The following is a 19,319-nucleotide window of genomic DNA, read 5'->3' as shown; positions in this document are numbered from 1 at the left end:
AGGCATTTAGCATTAGGATTGTTTTGTTGTTTCTCTTGTCGATTAGCTCTAAAAGAACTAATAACCCTTCTATAATAATCAATCTCAAAAAATAGAATTAAGACTTTCTTAACCCAGTATCACTATGAAACAATACTATTCTTTAAATAAAAGTCGTCATATCCTCCACAGTACTTATAAAATTTTAAAAAGTAAAAAACTCCACCATTCTCCTGAGTCTAAAAAGAAACTCCAAGAACTATTGGAACAACTAGAAAAAGCTATCTTTCAACATAATCAAGAAATGGCAAGTGAATTAGCTGCCCAGGCTTTAACATTTTGTAAGTGCTATCCCACTTCCTTAGCAAGCAAAACCTATGAACTTACTAAGGCAATTCTTTTTGCTGGTCTTGTTGCTTTTTTAGTTCGTCAATTTTGGTTTGAACTTTATGAAGTTCCGACAGGATCCATGAGACCTACAATTTTAGAACAAGATCGAATTCTTGTTTCTAAAACTACATTTGGTCTTCATTATCCTTTTGGTAAAAAGCCTTTAGCATTCAATCCTGAATCAGTGACTCGAGGGGGCCTGGTTGTGTTCACTGTAGGAGACCTTCCTATTCCAGATGCCGATACAAAGTACTTTGGTTTTATTCCTGGAAAGAAACGTTATATTAAACGTTGCATGGGAAGGCCGGGTGATATTTTATACTTTTATGGAGGGAAAATTTATGGTCTTGATTATGCAGGTAAGCGGATAGACTTTCCTTTCGTCCATGGTTTAGAAAACTTATACCATGTTCCCTACATATCTTTCGACGGGACTACAAGCATCAATGCATCTGAGCAAACGACTACTATAGATTTCAAACAAATGAACCAAAGTTGTGGTAGGCTAACGTTTCCTCAGACCTCAACTTACGGGGAATTTTTCTATAATAAAGAGTGGCATCGAGACGAGCCTAATAAGTTAAAAGAGCCCCATATCTTTCCAGTAAGTTATGCTGATCTTTTCGGCATGGGAAACTATGCTATGGTACGTATCCTTACAGAACAACAAGCACGCACAATCCACTTAATTCCCAATCCAAGCAGCCCAACCAAACTTTATTTAGAAATCTCTCATACCGGGAACCTTTCCTATCCTCAGCCTCTATTACGTCAATATGATCACCAACTAATTCCTTCAATTCAACCTATGAAAACCCTTCTTCCTTTACGCAAGGAGCATTTACACTTAATTCGGAAAAATCTTACAACATCTCGTTTTATTATCTCCGAAGGATTAGCTTATAAGTATCATCAATTCAAAGTTAATACTTCAGGTATCGCCAAAGCCTACGCTATTCCCCTTCCTAAGGTTCCTGATGGTTGTTATGAATATTCTAAAGGCGAGGCATATAAAATTAGTTTTGGCGGAATTCGCTATAAGTTAAAACCTGCCCATCCCTTAACTCAACTTAATGATAAACAAGTCGTTGACCTATTTAACTGTGGAATTAATTTCAGTTCTATTTATAACCCAGTGAACCCTAAGCAAGCACCTCTACCTAACCGTTATGCTTTCTTCAATCAAGGAAATCTTTATATCATGGATTCTCCGGTATTTATAAAAAATGACCCGGCTCTGCAAAAATTTATAACCTCTGAAAAAGAAAAACAAGAAACATCTTTAGAAACAAAACCTTATATAGCCTTTATTGAAAAGGGATTACCTCCAGAAAACTTTGAAGAATTTAAGGAATTTATGCAGAACTTTGGCATTCAAGTTCCTCAAGGTCATGTTCTAGTTCTAGGAGATAATTATCCTATGAGCGCCGATAGCAGGGAGTTTGGTTTTGTTCCTGTTGAAAATCTCTTAGGATCTCCTCTATGTACTTTCTGGCCTATTGGGCGTATAGGACGCCTAGCTGGAGTCTCTGCTCCAACAACACTCTCAGGCTATCTAGTGAGTGGTATAGCGTTAGCAACTGCTATTTCCCTAATGGGCTATATCTATTATCAAAAACGACGCAAGCTGTTTCCTGATACAGACAAGAAAAATCCCAAGAAATAGGGATTTTTACTAAGAATGTTCTAAGAATCTATACACCTTACTGTAATTTCAATTTGTGTAGCATGTCCATTGATGTCCCATGCTACACTCTGAAAATCAGAATCTTGCAAGAATTCATACCCTACAATCAGTGTTTCTTCACAAATGTAGTCTTTATAATGCTGAAAAGCATCTTGAACAACCTCTGAAGTCTTCATTTTTAATGTAATACGGTCAGAGACATGAAGTTGTTGATTGCGACGCATCGTATTAATTTTATTGACTAATTCTCGAGCTATCCCTTCAACTATCAGAGGTTCTGTTAATTGGCAGTCTAAAATCACACTAAACATAGATGAGCTACGAGCAATATATCCAGGATCTGTATCACGACAAATCACTACGTCGTCAGAATCTAGGGTTATTTCTTTCCCATCAATGTTTAGGATACATACCTTTCCCTGAATCAGCTGATCTATACCTGTTGCTGAAAGTTCACTAAGAGCTTGTTGGATTTCTTTCATCTTAGATCCAACTTTTTTACCTAACGTACGAAAATTGGGTTTTATTTTAGTATGAATAAAACTTGGAGTTTCTTGATAGAAGATCACATTCTTTACATTTAATTCTTCGGCGATAAGTTCTTTAAATGTTAACAAGGAGTTTATTCGAGGTTGAGGTCCAACAAGATAAAAGCATCCTAAGGGCTGACGAACCTTTAATTTATGTTCTTTTCGTAAAGAATGGCCTAAAGCTACAATCTCTCGAATATCACACATACGCTGTTCTAAATCAGGAAACACTTTATACATCTGTACTTCCGGAAAATCACAAAGATGTACGGATTCTGGTTCTTTATCTAACTTTAACTTTTGGTAGATATCCTCAGCAATAAAAGGAATAAAAGGAGCTATTAGTTTACAAAAAACTGTAAGCACTTCATACAAAGTACAAAACGCAGCTCTACGGTCAGGAGTATCACAAGCTTCCCAAAAACGTCTACGAGAACGACGTATATACCAGTTAGTCAAATCATCAATAAACGTTACAAAAGGCTCTACAGCAAAGTTTAAATGATATTGACTCATGCTTTCACGCACTTTACCTACAACAGTGTATAAATTGGATAGAATCCATTTATCAATTTCTGCATAAATAGGCTGGTCTTGTGATTCGATATCAAAATTATAAAGTTCCGCATACGTTTTAAAAAAAGAAAGTACACTATTAAGAGGAATAAGAATTTTCTTCAAAATACCCTCTATCCCGTTATCAGAAAAGCGAAGATCCTCAGCTTTTACAACAACACTATGAAGTAAGTATAACCTGAGAGCATCAGCCCCAAAGGTATCCAGAACATATTTAGGACTCGGGTAATTATTTAAACGTTTCGACATTTTATTTCCGTCTTCCGCAAGAACAATCCCATTGACAATAGCGTTACGGAATGCAGGACGATCAAATAAAGCTACAGCAATAACTGTAAGAGTATAGAACCACCCTCGAGTCTGATCTAAACCTTCTGCAATAAAGTCTGCTGGGAATCCTTGCTCAGTTTCCTTTTGATTCTCAAAAGGATAATGATTCTGAGCATAGGGCATAGCTCCAGAATCAAACCAACAGTCAAATACATAAGGAACACGGTAGAAAGATTTACCATCCTTTACAATCTTTAAATCATCAATAAAATGCCTATGGATATCCTCAATTTCAGTGCCTACAAGCTCTTCAAGCTCTTGAATAGATCCTAAAACAAGAACTTCACCATCAGCACTTTTCCAAATCGGCATTGGTGTTCCCCAATAACGATTCCTACTAACAGCCCAATCACGAGCTCCTTCTAACCACTTGCCAAAACGCCCTTCTTGAATATGTTCTGGAACCCAATGAATAGTCTTATTAGCACAGAGCATCTTATCTTTTATCTTTTCTACAGATACAAACCAAGAGTTAACAGCTTTGTAAATCAAAGGTGTGTCTGTTCTCCAGCAAAAAGGATAGCGGTGTTTTAAAGTTCCATGATAAAAGATTCTCCCTTCATTTTTTAAAGACTTAATGATTCCCTTATCTGCTTTTTTAATGTACTCCCCTTGATATTGAGGAACCTCCTCAGTAAAATTTCCATGAGCATCTATAGGGCAGACCAAGGGAATATTATTTTCTTTACAAACTAAAAAGTCTGCTTCACCAAAAGCTGGAGCCATATGTACCACTCCTGTTCCCTCACTCTCTTCAATAAAGGGCGCTGCAATTATACGAAAAGCACCCTCCTCTTGTTTGGATTGAAAAACAGTAAACAAAGGTTCATACGTTCTGCCAACAAGATCTTTTCCAGAAAAAGCCTCTAAAATCACAAACTCCTCTTGATCCAGAAACCAACGAGGAAGGCATCCTTGACTTAAAATCCACTGCTCCCCACTTTTTTTATCTTGAATACGAACATAAATGAGGTCCATCCCGACAGCTATAGCCATATTAGAAGGCAAGGTCCATGGAGTCGTAGTCCAAACAAGAAGAGATGCTGAATCATTATGAAGAGGCATTTTGACCACAACAGAGGGATCGTCAACCTCTTTATAATTCTGACTCGCTTCAAAATTAGAGAGAGGGGTTCCTAGTGCCGTTGAAAAAGGAACAACTTTTATACCTTCATAAACTAAACCTTGGTTGTATAAAGATTTAAAAACCCACCAAACACTCTCCATAAAAGAGGCGTCCATAGTTTTCCAAGTAGAGGAAAAATCCACCCAACGCCCTATACGATTAACATAGCTTTCCCAATCAGCGACATACCTAAATACAATTTTACGACATTCTTCGTTAAAATTTGCTATACCAAACTCTTCAATTGATCCAGGAGATGTTAAGCCAAGAGATTTTTCTACTTCATATTCTACAGGAACGCCATGACAATCCCAGCCAAAACGGCGGGGCACATAAAAACCGTTCATAGTTGCGTAACGTCCAACTACATCCTTAATTGTACTTGCCAATAAGTGCCCATAATGCGGAAGACCTGTAGCAAAAGGAGGACCATCATAGAAAGAATAAAGAGTTTTTCCTTCACGATTTTTTAAGGATTTCTCAAAAATTTTATTGTCTCTCCAAAATTTCAAAACCTGTTCTTCTGTTTCTACAAAGTTACTCTTCTTCGCTCCATCCGTAATCATGCTTTGTCCTTCAGAACATTTTGATATAAAAATACATTTAGAATAGAGGTTTTTTAGGTTTTCGTCCATAACCCTCCTCTCTATGGATTGAAAGAGAAGCCTTAGGACTTGACCGAAATATCGTGATTGGATAAAAGCTAGCAAGCTTTTACAATGCTTTCTGGGGGTGTATAGGTTTCGACTTGAAAATGAAGTGTTAATTGCATGCGGAGGGCGTTGGCTGGCCTCCTAAAAAGCCGACAAAACAATAAATGCCGAACCTAAGGCTGAATGCGAAATTATCAGCTTCGCTGACCTCACTGAGGAAAGACTTGCTGCTTAATTAGCAAAAGTTGTTACCTAGATACTCTCTAGGTAACCCGGTATCTGTGAGCTCCACCAGAGGTTCGCAGAATACTGTCATTTATCTGGTTGGAACATACTTTCTCTAATTCTCAAGGATGTTTGTTCGAGATTTCTGAGAGTCGTTGACTACTATAGAGGCTTCTAGCTAAGGGAGTTCAATGAAAATTTCTAGAAGATAAGCATGTAGAGATTAGCAGGGAGTTTATCAAGGACGAGAGTTCGAGTCTCTCCACCTCCATCATTTTAGCTATTCGTTTCTTTTAAATACCTGTTGCTGTCAATAGGGCACTAGAGGGTATTTGAGAAGGTCGTCTCAATAAAAAATTTTGCCACTCCTAATACATGTAAGATCATCGCAAAAATTAAAATATTTATTAAAAATAGATCTGTATATTTTCAATTTTAGTTAGAAAATAAATAAGAAAAACAAAATAATATTCCAATACTACAAAACAAATCTCTCGTTTCAACGAACCACATGAGTATTACTAATCAAAAAATTTTCATACTTAATCATTACCATGATCGTCAAGGTTATAACTCAGGAAAACTAAAAAATATCCCTTTGATTAACCCCCTAAACCGTTCATATTTAGAACGCATTGCGAGTTGGATTCCTATTCTTAGTACTTTCACGGGTATTCGAATCTTAAAAGGTATCAACTCGTTTCAAACTTCTATGGTTACAATCACAAATAATTTTTTGCCAACCTGTAAAACATTTCCTTGTCCAGAGATTCATCATGAGCTACCCCAAATGAAGAAAATGGCGTGGCTAGAAATTTTCGGCATCAAAGCACTTTATTACTTGGTTTTAGGAATTATTAAGATTGTTCGACTCTTTATCCGATGTACTTGCTGTAATCCTCCAAAAGAACTTCAAACACCCTTATCTCCTGAGCCAATAATTTTAGACGTAGGCAAGCAGATAGATTCAGTATTTCCTACTGATTCCTCACCGAAACCAACCGTTGTACTTCCCAAACCCCAGAAAATTTCGCCAATCCCAAAATCACCTTTTATATCTGAGCGTGCAATTTCACCTGGAAATATAAACTCATCCCCAACCTTAAATAAAAAGCCACCACCAAGTCCCATTCCACTTACCTATCCTCAATATAACAGAGAGCTGATTAATAACTGGACACCGTTGGAAGAACCATTCCCATGGCCTCCAACACAAAAGAATCAGAGAAGCTTCGGCTGGCAACTGAATAACTCTAAACTTATTTTCATATCTACAACAGGGAGTATTGAACAGCCTTGTTTTGCCACAAATAGTGCATCCTTCATGATTGTAAACGCAGCTAATGCGAAAATGACTCGAGGAGGACTAAAAGGAACAAATAAAATTCTATCACAAACAGTAAGTGCAGCTTCTTGGAATAGTTCACAGATACCTGCAAATCCTGGACGCAAAGGTATGCCTCTTGAGATAAGCGAATGTCGTGTGGGGCAATGGTCAAATGCTGATGGATCAACGCATACCGGTCAGAAAGGAAAACCCCATTACCTAGCGCAACTCCTTGGTCCTAAGGCTAGGGACTATAACAATAATTGTAAAAAAGCCTTTTCTTTATGTAAAAAAGCATATTTGAACTGCTTTAAACTAGCTCTACAACTAAATGTAACTTATTTACAACTTCCCCTGATTTCCTCTGAACACTTTGCTCCTCTTCAAAATAAGCAAGATCCACATAATCCAATGAATAACGTATATAAAGAATGGATGGACACTGTAAAACTTGCTCTTGTCGCCGCTATGCAAGAATTTGGAAAAGAGTATGAAAATCAAACACAAAAAAGAGTAATTGTTCTCGTAAACACCGGTCTACCTGATATCATGCCTGCCCAAGAGAACAACTAGTTATCAAAGCTCCAATCGAAACACTAAAAGCTTTCCTATAAAAAGAGAACCTACTCACTTTCGCTCCTTAGACCTAGCAATTATAAAATAGTTGCTGCTGCTGCTGCGAGTTCCGAACGCTCTGTACGCGTCATAAACATATGTCCATATAATGCTAAGTGATGGAATTTGCCAACAAGGTAAGTTAACCCATTAGAATTTTCATCAAAATATAAACTATCGATTTGTGTAGGATCTCCTGTAAGAATAATCTTAGTTCCCTTCCCAGCTCTTGAGATGATAGTTTTTATTTCATGAGGAGTGAGGTTTTGAGCTTCATCGATAATTATAAAAGCTTTCGGCAGAGAGCGCCCTCGAATATAGGTAAGAGCTTCCATTTCCAACTTTTTAGCATCCATAAGAGCTTGGAGAGCTTCTGAAAAACCACCCATTTGATTGATGCTAAACAAGAACTCCATATTATCATATATAGGCTGCATCCAGTGCATAAGTTTATCTTCCTTTAATCCAGGAAGGAAACCTATATCTCTACCCATAGGAACTATAGGACGACTTACTAAAACTTTATTATAAGTCTCCTTATCAAAAACTTTATACATAGCTGCTGCTAAAGCTAGAATTGTTTTTCCAGATCCTGCTTGCCCCATAAGGGTAACTAACTTTATATCATCTCTAAGAAGTAAATCTAAAGCACACCGCTGTTCTGTATTTAAAGGTTTTACTCCCCAAACACTTTTAGGAAGTGCTTTTAAAGCTATAATCTTTCCTTGACTTACGCAATATCTACCCAAAGCGAAATGATTATCTCCTGCAGACATAAAGAAATACTCATTTGGAGAAGGGGTCACATCTAAAGGAAGATCCAAGCAACCATTCTTATAAAAATTCTCAATGTCATTTTCAGAAACCTTGAATTCTCTAAATCCCCGATACAAAGAACGAAAAGAAAAACGCTTACTTTCATAATCTCGAGACTCTATATGCAATGCTTCAGCACGCACTCTTCGTCCTAAGCTCTTAGTAACAAAAATCATAGGCTCTCGTTCGGCAATAATTTTAAGCAATTCTAAAGTCAGAAGTTTTCTTCGTCTATCATCATTAGAAAGTGGAGCAACTTCTATGCGTAATTCACTTCCATTAGGTAGCTGTACTCCTTCCGTCACCTTGTTATCTGAGGCCTCTAAAAGTAAACGGATATTACTCAAAGCCCGAGAAGCATTTTTTGCAGACTCGTCGCGAAATTTGCCAAAAGCTTCTAGTTCTTCAATCACTGGGAACGGAATAATAATTCGGGTATTTTCAAAAGAAAGAAGGGCATCAGGATCATAGATGAACACACTTGTATCAATGACCATTGTTTTCTTCATTTGTCCCTCTCATTTCTATATAATGAACATGTATTCTTTATAATACGCATATCCTTGCCTAAACCAACTCTAATACAAATTCCTTAGAAAACCTTTGCTTCCATTAAAGACCTTGTATTTTGTTGTTAAGTTCCAACTACCATACTTTCGTTTTTCTATCAGGAACTATTGAAAAAAAATACGTTCCAAATAAAAAATATATTTACACAATGAAGGTCTTGCAAAAAGATTTAGCAATCAAAAGGACCTATTGCTAATTTATTGTCAAAAAAAAGACTTCGCTTTAGAATGATGTCAAATCCCTAAGATAGGTTTACCCACTTAAGGCCACTATGAAAGTCAAAATTAATAATCAACTGATTTGTATTCCCCCGTTTATCTCAGCGAGATGGAGTCAAATTGCATTTATTGAATCCCAAGAAGATGATAACAAAAGTCAAGGAACACTGAAACTCCATCTTATAGATGGAAAAGTTATTTCTATTCCGAATTTGGATCAATCGATTATTGATATGGCTTTTCAGGAACACCTTTTATACCTGGAAACTTGCCAACCAAGTAAAGATGAGTTCAACCGTGATGATGATAAATTAGGGCTAGGGGTTCTTATGAACGTATTACAACAAATAACTAAGGGTAACGATATTCAAGTGTTGCCTAAAAATCTAATTTCTCCCCTATTTTCTGGAGCTAATCCCATTGAAGCTGTATTGCAACATACCCCAGAACATAAAGATCATCCAGATGCTCCTGCCGATGTGTTAGAAAAAATGGCAGATGTAGTTCGTCTACTTTCAGGAAACAACACAACCCTTTTACCCAAACCAGAGCCTCATTGTAATTGCATGCACTGTCAAATTGGAAGGGTCATCTATGAAGAAGACCATTTTACTGTTTCTGATAAAGATCTTTCTTTTCGCACCTGGGACATCATTCAAAGTGGTGATAAGCTATACCTCGTCACTAACCCTCTGAATCCTAGCGAGCAGTTTAGTGTTTATTTAGGCTCACCAATTGGATGTACTTGTGGCGAATCTAACTGCGAACATATAAAAGCAGTTTTATATACTTAATATAACAAAATTCTTATTAAGCTTTTGGCAACCCGATTGACTTTTTCCTCTAAGTTAATATAATTCTTTTTCTAGGGGTTGATCTCCTTTTGACTATAAGGGACGTTTTTAACCAACAGTTAGCCGAAATATATTTGTAGGAGAAAAGCATGAGAATGCTCCAGATTTCTATGCTTCTTTTAGCTTTAGGAACTGCAATAAAATCGACAGCTATTCATGCTGCCGACCCCCAATCGCCATTGTTCTTAGAACAACCACTCTGTTCATTTACTGGAGAAATCAAGGGAAATCATGTGCGGATGCGTTTAGCACCTCATACTGACGGTACAATTATTAGAGAGTTCTCCAAAGGTGATCTTGTTGCTGTAATTGGAGAAAATAAAGATTATTATCTCATTTCTCCACCTCCAGGAATGACAGGTTATGTATTCCGCTCGTTTGTTATAGATAATATTATTGAAGGTGAGCATGTCAATGTCCGTTTAGAACCTTCAACATCAGCCCCTGTACTCGTACGACTCTCTCGAGGGACGGAAATACAAACAACATCAAGTACCCCGCAAGGTAAGTGGTTGGAAATTGTCCTACCATCTCAATGTGCATTCTATGTTGCAAAAAACTTTGTAACCAACAAAGGACCTATTGAACTCTACACCCAGCGTGAAGGGCAAAAGAAAATAGCCTTAGATCTTATCAATGCTGCTTTAGACTTTGCTCGTATAGAACTAGAGAAAAATCTTAGTGATATTGATCTCGAAGCTATTTATAAAAAGATCAACCTCGTACAATGTGAAGAGTTTAAAGATGTCCCAGGAATTCAAGGACTCGTACAAAAAGCTCTAGAAGAAATCCAAGATATTTATCTTTCCAAATCCTTAGAGGTTCAAGACTCTTCGAATGGAATTTGCCAAAATTCTATGTCTACAGTTCCTAATTCTCCTACAGTTGGGACTTCCTTGCTTTCACGTCATATTCGCAAGCAAACAACATTAAAAACAGCCCCTCTTACGCAGGGAAGAGAAAATCTAGAATATTCGCTGTTTAAGATTTGGACTAGTATGCAACAAAGCAATGACGGCTCTGAATCACTAACACAAGAAGCGTTTTATCGTGCTGAACAGAAGAAAAAACAAATACTTGTTGGTATATTAGAAGTTTATCCCCATTTAGTTAAGAATAATCCTGGTGATTATTTACTTAAAGACCAAGAGCATACTATAGCTTTTCTTTACGGGACCAATATCAACCTAGAGGAATGGCTAGGAAAACGGGTAACTGTAGAATGTCTTCCACGTCCTAACAACCATTTTGCCTTCCCTGCCTATTATGTTATAGGAATTAAAGAAGTTTCATAAAGCATAACTCTCAGAATATATAATTATATTCTTTCAATTTCTATCATTTATTTTTGAAATAAAAACCTTCATCAAATTATGGGGGTTATTTTATCATGCATCTAAGCAAATAAAATTTAATAGATAGAAGGAAAGTTTGTTTTACCTCTAAAGACACGATAAATATAACATGCATAAGCTATAATAAAAGGAAGACCAATCAGCACTATAATCAAGAGACTTTTTAATGTTTTAGTTTCAACAGCACTATTATAGATTGTATAACTATATTGAGGATCTATAGTAGAGAGAAGAATGTTAGGAAAAGTTAGGGTGACTGCAGACAAAATAAGCATTAATAAATTTAATGCAGAATAAATAAAAGCATAGCCATAACGTTTTTTAGCTATGCTAGTCCTAGAGGCAACACAACAACAAGTTGTTAAAGCGATGAGTAAAATCAATAATGGGTAGGTAGGAAAGGCGTCAAAACGTTTTGGAATAGAGATTAAACTAGCTCCCAAAAGCAAAACATAAAACACTAAAAATGCCGAAAAAACATAAGGAAATTGTTGTGCAATCCTAGCGTTTAAAGAATCAGAAGTCTTCATTAATGCAAAACAAGCACCATGAATAGCAAAAGCACTAGCAACTACGGCTCCACATAAAGTTGCATAGGGGCGGAAAAATAAAACCCATGACAACGAAGCATAAGGAGTATCTGGGGATAAAGGCAATCCGAGAATAAGATTTCCTACAATCGTCCCCAAGAAAAACCCTATTGCAATCCCTGAACAGGCAAAAATGATATCCCAAAACGTTTTCCAAGATATAGATTCTGATTTACTTCGAAATTCTAGAGAACACCCTCTGAAAATATAAAGAAGGACCAGAGTCCAAATAGGCATATAAAAGATAGACAAAATGGTTCCGTAGCATGAAGGAAAACCTGCAAACAGTCCACCAACAATGATAATTAACCAAACCTCATTGCCATCCCATACAGGTCCAATTGAATTAAGAAGAGTCCGACGCTCTTCATCTGCTTTTACTTTAAGATAAATAGCCCCAAGCCCTAGATCAAAGCCATCACCAAAAGAATAAGCAAAGACAGCAATTCCAAGAACTATATACCAGGCCAGTGGTAAAAGAGTAGTTAGAGAAAGTTCCATAAAAATACCTCTATTTCACTTTTAATTCTTTAGGATCATTTTCTTCTTCAGGGCCACGTTTTATTTTTTTACAAAGTATAGTAATAAAGAGTGTCAAAAGAGCGATGAACACTAAGCTGAACATTATCAAAGATTGTATAATTTGATTTCCTTGCACTATCGGCGAAATCGCATCTTTGGTTTTTAGTAATCCTTGAACTACCCATGGCTGTCTTCCCATCTCAGCAGCACACCAACCACATTGATTGCAAATTTCTGGAACAAGTACAGAGAAAGTTAAAATTATTAAACAAACAGGTTTTAAAGCCCAGCGCCACTCCTTATAGGCAAACCAAGCAAGTACAGTTAAAACGATCATAATTCCCCAAAACATGACCATAAGATGGTAGAGTTGAAAGACCACTTGCACATTAGGCCATTCATCTTTAGGGATTTGATCTAAACCTGTAACAGGAGTTTTAATATTCCTATGAACAAGAAAAGAAAGAGCCCCTGGAATAGGTAATCCTATAACATGCTCCTTCTCCATATCTACATAACCAAATCCCCATATAGGAGTATATTCTTTGGTTTTAAATATGCCTTCAAAAGCAGCTAACTTAGCAGGCTGATTTTTAGCAACTCCCCTTGCAGTTACATCTGCAGACCAAAGTTGCAAAACTAAGACTATAGCTGCACAAATCGACCCTAATTTTATCCCCTTTTTAGCGAATTCATCATGACGTTTTTTCCATAAATAGTAGGCAGATACACCTATAACCAGGAAAATTCCAGAAAGCCAAGTCCCTAAGACTGCATGAATAAAGCGATCAATAGTTGTTGGAGAGAAAACAACCTTCCAGAAGGAAGTTAAAGCAGGAATCAGCTTTCCATTATGCATTACCATTTCATAGCCTGAAGGAGTTTGCATCCAGGAATTAGCACAAATAATCCAGAAGGCGCTCATATGAGCACCCAAAGCTACCATACATGTAGCAAAGAAATGCATTTTCTTAGAGACCTTATACCGACCAAAAAGTAAAATACCTAAAAATCCTGATTCTAGGAAAAATGCAAAAACACCCTCACTGCCTAATAAAGTACCAAAAATGTTTCCTGTATATTCAGAAAAGTTTGCCCAATTAGAACCAAAGGAAAATATCTGCATAATTCCTGTAACGACTCCAAGAACAAACGTCAAGGCAAAAATCCCGACCCAAAACCAAGTCATTTGCTCATATACTTTCTTTTTTGTGACCAAATAGAATCCTTCCATAATTACAAGCATCATGCTCAATCCCATACTGAGAGGCACAAAAAGGTAATGAAAAGCTATAAACAACCCAAACTGTATTCTAGATAAGATGACCGCGTCCATAAACTTCCAGAACTATATGTAAAATTAGAAATTGTAATGTGAACGATGAAACAAAGTATTGCAACTATAAAATACTTTGCTGTTAACCTTTTTGTTCGTATGCTAAGATATAGGTTATATTCCCCAGGATTAATAGCCGTACTTTCCGTACTACTTGTTGAAGTATACTACCCAAAGACCTAGTAAAACTATGCCCTTTGATATAACTTACTATACAACCCCTCTTTTAGAAATCATTTTAATTTGGGTAATGCTCAACTACCTATTAAAATTTTTCTGGGGAACTCGAGCTATGGATGTTGTTTTTGGCTTGCTAGCCTTTCTTTTTCTATTTGTCCTAGCTGATAAACTCAATCTCCCCATTATCCGGAGACTTATGCTCCACGTAGTTAATGTTGCTGCTATTGTGGTCTTTATTATTTTCCAACCTGAAATACGCCTTGCCTTATCTCGTATACGTTTTCATGGCAAAAAATTTTTTATAGACACTCAAGAACAGTTTGTAGAACAATTGGCTGCAAGTATTTATCAATTATCAGAACGTCAAATTGGAGCTCTTGTTGTTTTAGAAAATAAAGATTCTTTTGACGAATACCTAAGTTTCTCATCAGTGAAAATCAATGCAACTTTTTCTGAAGAACTTTTAGAAACAATTTTTGAACCTTCGTCCCCTCTACACGATGGCGCAGTGATCTTAAGAGGAGATATTCTAGCCTATGCTCGTGTGGTTCTTCCTCTTGCTCATGATACAACACAACTCTCTAGATCTATGGGGACCAGACACAGAGCTGCTCTAGGAGCTAGCCAACGTTCAGATGCACTGATTATCACAGTGTCTGAAGAAAATGGAAATGTGTCTTTATCTAGAGATGGCCTTTTAACACGAGGAGTAAAAATAGATAGATTCAAAGCAGTATTGCGAAGCATTCTCTCTCCGAAAGAACATAAACAAAAACCTTTATTTTCTTGGATTTGGAAATGAAGATAAAATTCTTATCTCAACTCTTTATTCGCAATTGGCCTAGAAAAGTTGTTTCCTTAGGGTTTGCCATTATCATTTGGATTCTAGTAGGACAAAGTGTTACAATCACACGAACACTGACAAATGTCCCTGTTCGTATTGTAGACTTACATCCAGACCAAACCGTTCTTGGACTACAGAAAACTGGTTTCCTTAATAAAAAGGTATCATTAACAATCACAGGGAATAAAAATACTGTCGAAGATCTTCGCCCTTCAAATTTAGAAGTTGTAATTAGTGCAGCAAATCACACAGAAAGTTGGATTGCTACTATAGATAAACACAATCTTGTAACTATAGATCATGAAATTAACATACGGAAAGATATCCAAAGTGTCGATGCCAATGATATTTTTGTTCGACTTACACAATACATCACAGAAGACGTTTTATTGACAATAACAAAACCAATAGGCAGTCCCCCGAAAGGATACGAATATCTAGATGTCTGGCCAAAATACCTAAATCAAAAAGTAAGCGGTCCTAAAGAATATGTAAATGCTTTGAAAGAGCAGGGCCTAGAATTAACTTTTAATTTGAACAAAATCTCGTTTGAAGAACTAGAAAGAAATCGTATTGCTCAAGGAAGTCATGACGAGATTATTTTTCCTATTCCCAAGGAATGGAAAAAAGTTTTAATTCCGTTCGAAAATACTTATGTAAATCTTAATGATCCTCAAGCAGATTTTCTGCGTCTCCTATTCCTAAAACAGGAATGTCTTCCCCTAAACTTAAATTTACCAATTTTTCTATTCTTCCCTATTACCCTCATCGAAACGATCAACCCTCTAGAATATACTTTAGATCCAGTACCTCCTATTATTCTTAATCATGGAATCTATCAAATAAATATTCCTCTGTATGTGAAAGATGTCAGCCGACAATTCTTAGATGTTGTAAAGAACAACATGGCTTTAACTATCGTGATGTCTTCTCCACATGATCTATCTCCTATCAACTGGGCTATAGAATTCTTAGATGAAAAAACTTTAGAAAATACTTTCCTTAAGACTATTATAGCTCAAGAACATGGGATCTTACATGACATGGCGCTTATTGATGAAGCCGGAATTCGTCATAGATTCCGAGAATATCTAAGGAAACTTGGCCTATTTACAGCTGATGGTGAGCCTTTAAATCTTGCTGCAGAAATTAAAAACAATAAAGTTATTATTCAAACTAAAAGAAAAGAAACAACTAAATTATATAAAAAAGATTGGTAATTGATTCCGATTATAAAATTTAATTAAGGAAAGATTTATGTGCTTAGTAGACTGTCTAGGGCTTGGGTTTGAAGCAGCTATTAGTACAGCATGCTGTTGTTCAAATGATTCATCGCTTAAGGCAAGGGTAGCAAAAATTTCTGCAGGACTTTTAGCTCTTACTGCTATTGTTTGTTTCATACTTGTGATTCTGATTTGTACTGGAGTCTTAGGGGCTTCTGGAACTACATTAGGAATGAGTAATGTTCTAGCAGGATTTGTTTTAGTTGGAATAGCGTTATTATCTATGTTCTTTGCTGCAGGATGCTTCTCAGCAAAAAAACATATCCAAAACAATTAATGTGTGCTGTAAAAAGCTAAGATAACCTGTGGGACAAATATTTCGCGAAATCAAGAGAACTATTTTAGAGGCACCTCTTTATTATTTAGTGTCGGGTATTATTGCTATATGTAAGCGCATTCCTACTTCCTTTTTAAGAAGCCTAGGAAAAAGTCTTGGTTCTATAGCTTTTTATACAATCAAAGATTATCGCAAAACAGCTCTCACTAACTTAGCCTTAGCATTTCCCCAAAAACCTTTCAATGAGCGTTATAAAATAGCTCGTGAATCTTTGCAACACGTTGTAATCACAGTCTTAGAATTGCTAGCAATGGAAAAGTTTGTTAAAAATATAGATGAACTAATTACTATTGCTACCTCTTCAATAAATCCTGAAGGCTTTTCTCCGAAAGAACTGATATCTGATGAAGAATTAGAGCTAACTTTTAAGCAGCTCAATGAAAGTCAAGGGCTAATTTTATTTTGTGGTCATCAAGCAAACTGGGAGCTGCCTTTCCTTTATATCACTAAAAACCATCCTGGAATAGCCTTTGCAAAACCAATAAAAAATCAAAGGCTTAGCAAGAAAATCTTTTCTCTTAGGGAGGTCTTTAAAGGTAAGATTGTGCCTCCAAAACACGGAATCCAACAAGGGATAGAAGCCTTGAATAAAGGGCAATTTGTAGGGATTGTTGGAGACCAAGCTTTATTAACATCTCCATATACCTATCCTTTATTTGGTTCTCCAGCATTCACAACAACATCACCAGCCCTGTTAGCTTATAAAACAGGACTCCCTGTTATTGCTATTAGTGTTTACCGTCAATCTAAAGGTTTTCAAATTATCCCCAGTACAAAGTTGTATGCCAATAAGAGCCTCCCTATGAAAGAATCTGTAAGTATCCTTATGGATCAAATGATGGGATTCTTAGAAAAAGGTATTGCCAGTCATCCCGAACAATGGATGTGGATTCATAAGAGGTGGAAAAGGAAAATCTCTAATTTAATAAAAAAAAAATACCGCTATAGCCATATTTTAGTCATTGTAGATCAAGCCTCCACACATCTTCCTTTCCTTAAAGCTCTCGCAAAATGCTTTTCAGGAGCAACTCTCAGTCTAGCTTTCAAAAACGCTGATAATCTTGAAAAACTAGAAGAAACCTTATCCACATATTCCTTTTTGCACTTCAAAAATGATCAAGATCTTCTAGCACTACCTAATTGTTACCCCGCTATCTTTGATCTGAATAATAACCTCAAACATTTATATAGACATTTCAAAAAAACAGGTTCTCGTACTATTTACTCTAAAAAATTTCTAGAAAAAATTTTGGATAATCCTAAGGCTCCCTTAGAGAATTCTTTGAGAATCTTTTATGCTAAAAATCCTAACTAGGTAGCAAAAAAAGTGGTTGAAAAGAAGTTGTCGATAATCTTCCTCTACACTTTAGATCTGAGAAAATTCGGACCCAGTTAAAATATCATTCACAATTGTCAAAGTAAGGTTATTTGTTTCTTCCATACCTGCTCCTCTACTCAAGACAAGAATTTTATCATAATTAGCAAGAATACCTTGTTCTATACCATAAACGCAGGCCTGATGTCTCCAGACGGTTCTCTCACTTTCCTGGGTAAGCATAGGATAAATTCCCCATTCCAACGCTAGGCGGTAATAGACAGAAGAGTTTGGAGTTACTGCAATGATCGGGAATCTAGGACGATATTTAGAAAGGAACATTGGAGAGCTTCCTGATTCAGTATAAACAATAAGAGCTTTGGCATCTGCTTTCTCTGCAATTTGAATAGCTGCCAATCCAATAGAAGAGAGATAAGGAGAAACTTGAACGGCGCTTTTAGTATCATCCAATTGTAAGAAAAAATCATATGAAAGATTCTTTTCAGTTTCAAAAATTACAGAACGCATAATCTTCACAGCAGCTATGGGATTCTCACCTGTTGCAGTTTCCCCGGATAACATCACTGCTGAAGAACCATCATAAATTGCATTAGCAATATCAGAGACTTCAGCACGTGTAGGTAAGACATTTCGAATCATAGATTCTAGCATCTGTGTTGCAGTAACACAGAAACGACCGGTCTCTCTAGAGACTCTAGCCATCATTTTTTGTAAATTTGGAACTTCAACAACAGAAAGCTCAATACCTAAGTCTCCTCTAGCAATCATAATTCCATCTGCGAGGTTGGCAATTTTAGAAAAATTTTCTACTCCCAAGCGATTTTCTATTTTCGCAATAATAGGCATTTTAGGATTACCTAGATCTGCCAAACACTTGCGCATAGTTTCAATGTCTTCACCATAGCGGACAAAAGATGCTGCCACCACATCAATACCCTGTTCTACACCAAATTTCAGATCAGCTATGTCTTTTTCTGTCATAAATGGCAAGGCAACATCAACACCACGAATACTTACAGATTTATAGGATTTAAGAACACCGCTGTTCATAAATTCTAATTCTAGGGAATCACTGTCTGAAGAAACAACAACAGCATGAATATAGCCGTCATCTATTAAAACATCAGCACCTTCAGGAACAAAGGGAAATATCCCCTTAGGATAAAGAGAAACTCCCCCTTGGGCAGATCCATCGATATCCGTGTTTACAAGAATAAGTTTTTGTCCTCGAGAAACGGAAATCGAATTAGGAATATTCCCTAAACGAATTTCAGGCCCTTTAGTATCTAACATGATAGCTAAAGGAACACGCTTTTGTTCCCTTAATTCTTGTAAATTTTTGATAGTTTGTCCATGAGCTTGATGGGTCCCATGACTGAAATTTAATCTTGCTACGTTCATCCCAGCATCTAGAAGCTTTACTAACATTTCTGGACTGTTTGTTGCTGGCCCTATGGTACAAATAATTTTAGTACGTGTGATCATGCTGCCCTATTTTCTATTCAATCAAAAGTACGTTTTATCATTAGATTTTTAAACTTTTCTTCTGAAGAATTATTGAAATTTTTTTTATATTTAACTCAATCTATCCAAGGAGGAGGATACTTGCAGGAATATACAATATTAGGGTTTAATTTGTA

At 36.5% G+C, this 19,319-nt stretch carries 14 protein-coding genes and 1 other RNA gene; 10 read left to right on the top strand and 5 right to left on the bottom strand.

Annotation, left to right across the window (positions count from 1 at the left end; genetic code table 11):
* Nucleotides 1-124 precede the first annotated feature (124 nt).
* Nucleotides 125-2,035: a signal peptidase I gene (gene lepB, locus C834KP_RS00445; protein ID WP_108896261.1), complete on the top strand. Its 1,911-nt coding sequence runs from the start codon at nucleotides 125-127 to the stop codon at nucleotides 2,033-2,035.
* Nucleotides 2,036-2,055: 20 nt separating this feature from the next.
* Here the strand turns inward: lepB and ileS are convergent, their stop codons facing one another.
* A complete protein-coding gene (ileS, locus tag C834KP_RS00440; RefSeq protein WP_108897109.1) occupies nucleotides 2,056-5,184 on the bottom strand; it encodes an isoleucine--tRNA ligase in 3,129 nt (1,042 codons plus the stop codon).
* A gap of 162 nt (nucleotides 5,185-5,346) precedes the next feature.
* Between ileS and ssrA the strand changes: the two genes are divergently transcribed.
* Together ssrA and C834KP_RS05350 are read left to right on the top strand one after the other, a co-directional pair.
* Nucleotides 5,347-5,770, top strand: a transfer-messenger RNA (tmRNA) gene (ssrA, locus tag C834KP_RS00435).
* Nucleotides 5,771-6,007: 237 nt separating this feature from the next.
* Nucleotides 6,008-7,396 carry a macro domain-containing protein gene (locus C834KP_RS05350; protein ID WP_231911689.1) on the top strand — a complete coding sequence of 463 codons (1,389 nt, stop codon included), beginning with the start codon at nucleotides 6,008-6,010 and terminating at the stop codon, nucleotides 7,394-7,396.
* An 80-nt stretch (nucleotides 7,397-7,476) separates the two neighbouring features.
* Here C834KP_RS05350 and C834KP_RS00425 read toward each other — a convergent pair whose 3' ends face one another.
* Complete coding sequence (locus tag C834KP_RS00425; RefSeq protein ID WP_108896260.1) at nucleotides 7,477-8,763, bottom strand: PhoH family protein; 1,287 nt, start codon at nucleotides 8,761-8,763, stop codon at nucleotides 7,477-7,479.
* 332 nt (nucleotides 8,764-9,095) lie between these two features.
* On the opposite strand from C834KP_RS00425, the gene C834KP_RS00420 reads away from it, so the two are divergent.
* On the top strand, nucleotides 9,096-9,836 hold the full coding sequence (locus C834KP_RS00420) for a hypothetical protein (RefSeq protein WP_108896259.1): 741 nt from the start codon (nucleotides 9,096-9,098) through the stop codon (nucleotides 9,834-9,836).
* 149 nt (nucleotides 9,837-9,985) lie between these two features.
* On the top strand, nucleotides 9,986-11,191 hold the full coding sequence (locus C834KP_RS00415) for an SH3 domain-containing protein (protein WP_108896258.1): 1,206 nt from the start codon (nucleotides 9,986-9,988) through the stop codon (nucleotides 11,189-11,191).
* Between the two features lie 116 nt (nucleotides 11,192-11,307).
* Here the strand turns inward: C834KP_RS00415 and cydB are convergent, their stop codons facing one another.
* Nucleotides 11,308-12,342 carry a cytochrome d ubiquinol oxidase subunit II gene (gene cydB / locus C834KP_RS00410; RefSeq protein WP_108896257.1) on the bottom strand — a complete coding sequence of 345 codons (1,035 nt, stop codon included), beginning with the start codon at nucleotides 12,340-12,342 and terminating at the stop codon, nucleotides 11,308-11,310.
* A gap of 10 nt (nucleotides 12,343-12,352) precedes the next feature.
* A complete protein-coding gene (locus C834KP_RS00405; protein WP_108896256.1) occupies nucleotides 12,353-13,699 on the bottom strand; it encodes a cytochrome ubiquinol oxidase subunit I in 1,347 nt (448 codons plus the stop codon).
* Between the two features lie 45 nt (nucleotides 13,700-13,744).
* Here C834KP_RS00405 and C834KP_RS05280 point away from each other — a divergent pair, with 45 nt between their 5' ends.
* Genes C834KP_RS05280 through C834KP_RS00385 form a run of 5 tightly spaced genes read left to right on the top strand, consistent with a single transcriptional unit; the run spans nucleotide 13,745 to nucleotide 17,658 of the window.
* Nucleotides 13,745-13,882: a hypothetical protein gene (locus C834KP_RS05280; RefSeq protein ID WP_157951040.1), complete on the top strand. Its 138-nt coding sequence runs from the start codon at nucleotides 13,745-13,747 to the stop codon at nucleotides 13,880-13,882.
* Nucleotides 13,883-13,889: 7 nt separating this feature from the next.
* A complete protein-coding gene (gene cdaA, locus C834KP_RS00400; RefSeq protein ID WP_108896255.1) occupies nucleotides 13,890-14,681 on the top strand; it encodes a diadenylate cyclase CdaA in 792 nt (263 codons plus the stop codon).
* Complete coding sequence (locus tag C834KP_RS00395) at nucleotides 14,666-15,943, top strand: CdaR family protein (protein ID WP_162295471.1); 1,278 nt, start codon at nucleotides 14,666-14,668, stop codon at nucleotides 15,941-15,943. Before cdaA ends, C834KP_RS00395 begins: the two co-directional genes overlap by 16 nt.
* 37 nt (nucleotides 15,944-15,980) lie before the next feature.
* Nucleotides 15,981-16,283, top strand: coding sequence for a hypothetical protein (locus tag C834KP_RS00390; protein ID WP_108896253.1), 303 nt, complete (start codon nucleotides 15,981-15,983; stop codon nucleotides 16,281-16,283).
* 37 nt (nucleotides 16,284-16,320) lie between these two features.
* On the top strand, nucleotides 16,321-17,658 hold the full coding sequence (locus C834KP_RS00385) for an LpxL/LpxP family acyltransferase (RefSeq protein ID WP_420808686.1): 1,338 nt from the start codon (nucleotides 16,321-16,323) through the stop codon (nucleotides 17,656-17,658).
* Nucleotides 17,659-17,709: 51 nt separating this feature from the next.
* Here the strand turns inward: C834KP_RS00385 and pyk are convergent, their stop codons facing one another.
* Entirely contained in the window at nucleotides 17,710-19,164 is a 1,455-nt protein-coding gene (pyk, locus tag C834KP_RS00380) for a pyruvate kinase (protein ID WP_108896251.1), read from the bottom strand.
* Nucleotides 19,165-19,319 lie beyond the last annotated feature (155 nt).

The organism is Chlamydia serpentis (assembly GCF_900239945.1).
Lineage (GTDB): Bacteria > Chlamydiota > Chlamydiia > Chlamydiales > Chlamydiaceae > Chlamydia > Chlamydia serpentis.
This window is presented reverse-complemented; position numbering and strand designations above follow the sequence as displayed.

Excerpts from the sequence above, each read along its gene's own strand:
- lepB (WP_108896261.1), top strand. The coding sequence starts at position 125 with ATGAAACAATACTATTCTTTAAATAAAAGTCGTCATATCCTCCACAGT.
- ileS (WP_108897109.1), bottom strand. The coding sequence starts at position 5,184 with ATGATTACGGATGGAGCGAAGAAGAGTAACTTTGTAGAAACAGAAGAA.
- C834KP_RS05350 (WP_231911689.1), top strand. The coding sequence starts at position 6,008 with ATGAGTATTACTAATCAAAAAATTTTCATACTTAATCATTACCATGAT.
- C834KP_RS00425 (WP_108896260.1), bottom strand. The coding sequence starts at position 8,763 with ATGAAGAAAACAATGGTCATTGATACAAGTGTGTTCATCTATGATCCT.
- C834KP_RS00420 (WP_108896259.1), top strand. The coding sequence starts at position 9,096 with ATGAAAGTCAAAATTAATAATCAACTGATTTGTATTCCCCCGTTTATC.
- C834KP_RS00415 (WP_108896258.1), top strand. The coding sequence starts at position 9,986 with ATGAGAATGCTCCAGATTTCTATGCTTCTTTTAGCTTTAGGAACTGCA.
- cydB (WP_108896257.1), bottom strand. The coding sequence starts at position 12,342 with ATGGAACTTTCTCTAACTACTCTTTTACCACTGGCCTGGTATATAGTT.
- C834KP_RS00405 (WP_108896256.1), bottom strand. The coding sequence starts at position 13,699 with ATGGACGCGGTCATCTTATCTAGAATACAGTTTGGGTTGTTTATAGCT.
- C834KP_RS05280 (WP_157951040.1), top strand. The coding sequence starts at position 13,745 with ATGAAACAAAGTATTGCAACTATAAAATACTTTGCTGTTAACCTTTTT.
- cdaA (WP_108896255.1), top strand. The coding sequence starts at position 13,890 with ATGCCCTTTGATATAACTTACTATACAACCCCTCTTTTAGAAATCATT.
- C834KP_RS00390 (WP_108896253.1), top strand. The coding sequence starts at position 15,981 with ATGTGCTTAGTAGACTGTCTAGGGCTTGGGTTTGAAGCAGCTATTAGT.
- pyk (WP_108896251.1), bottom strand. The coding sequence starts at position 19,164 with ATGATCACACGTACTAAAATTATTTGTACCATAGGGCCAGCAACAAAC.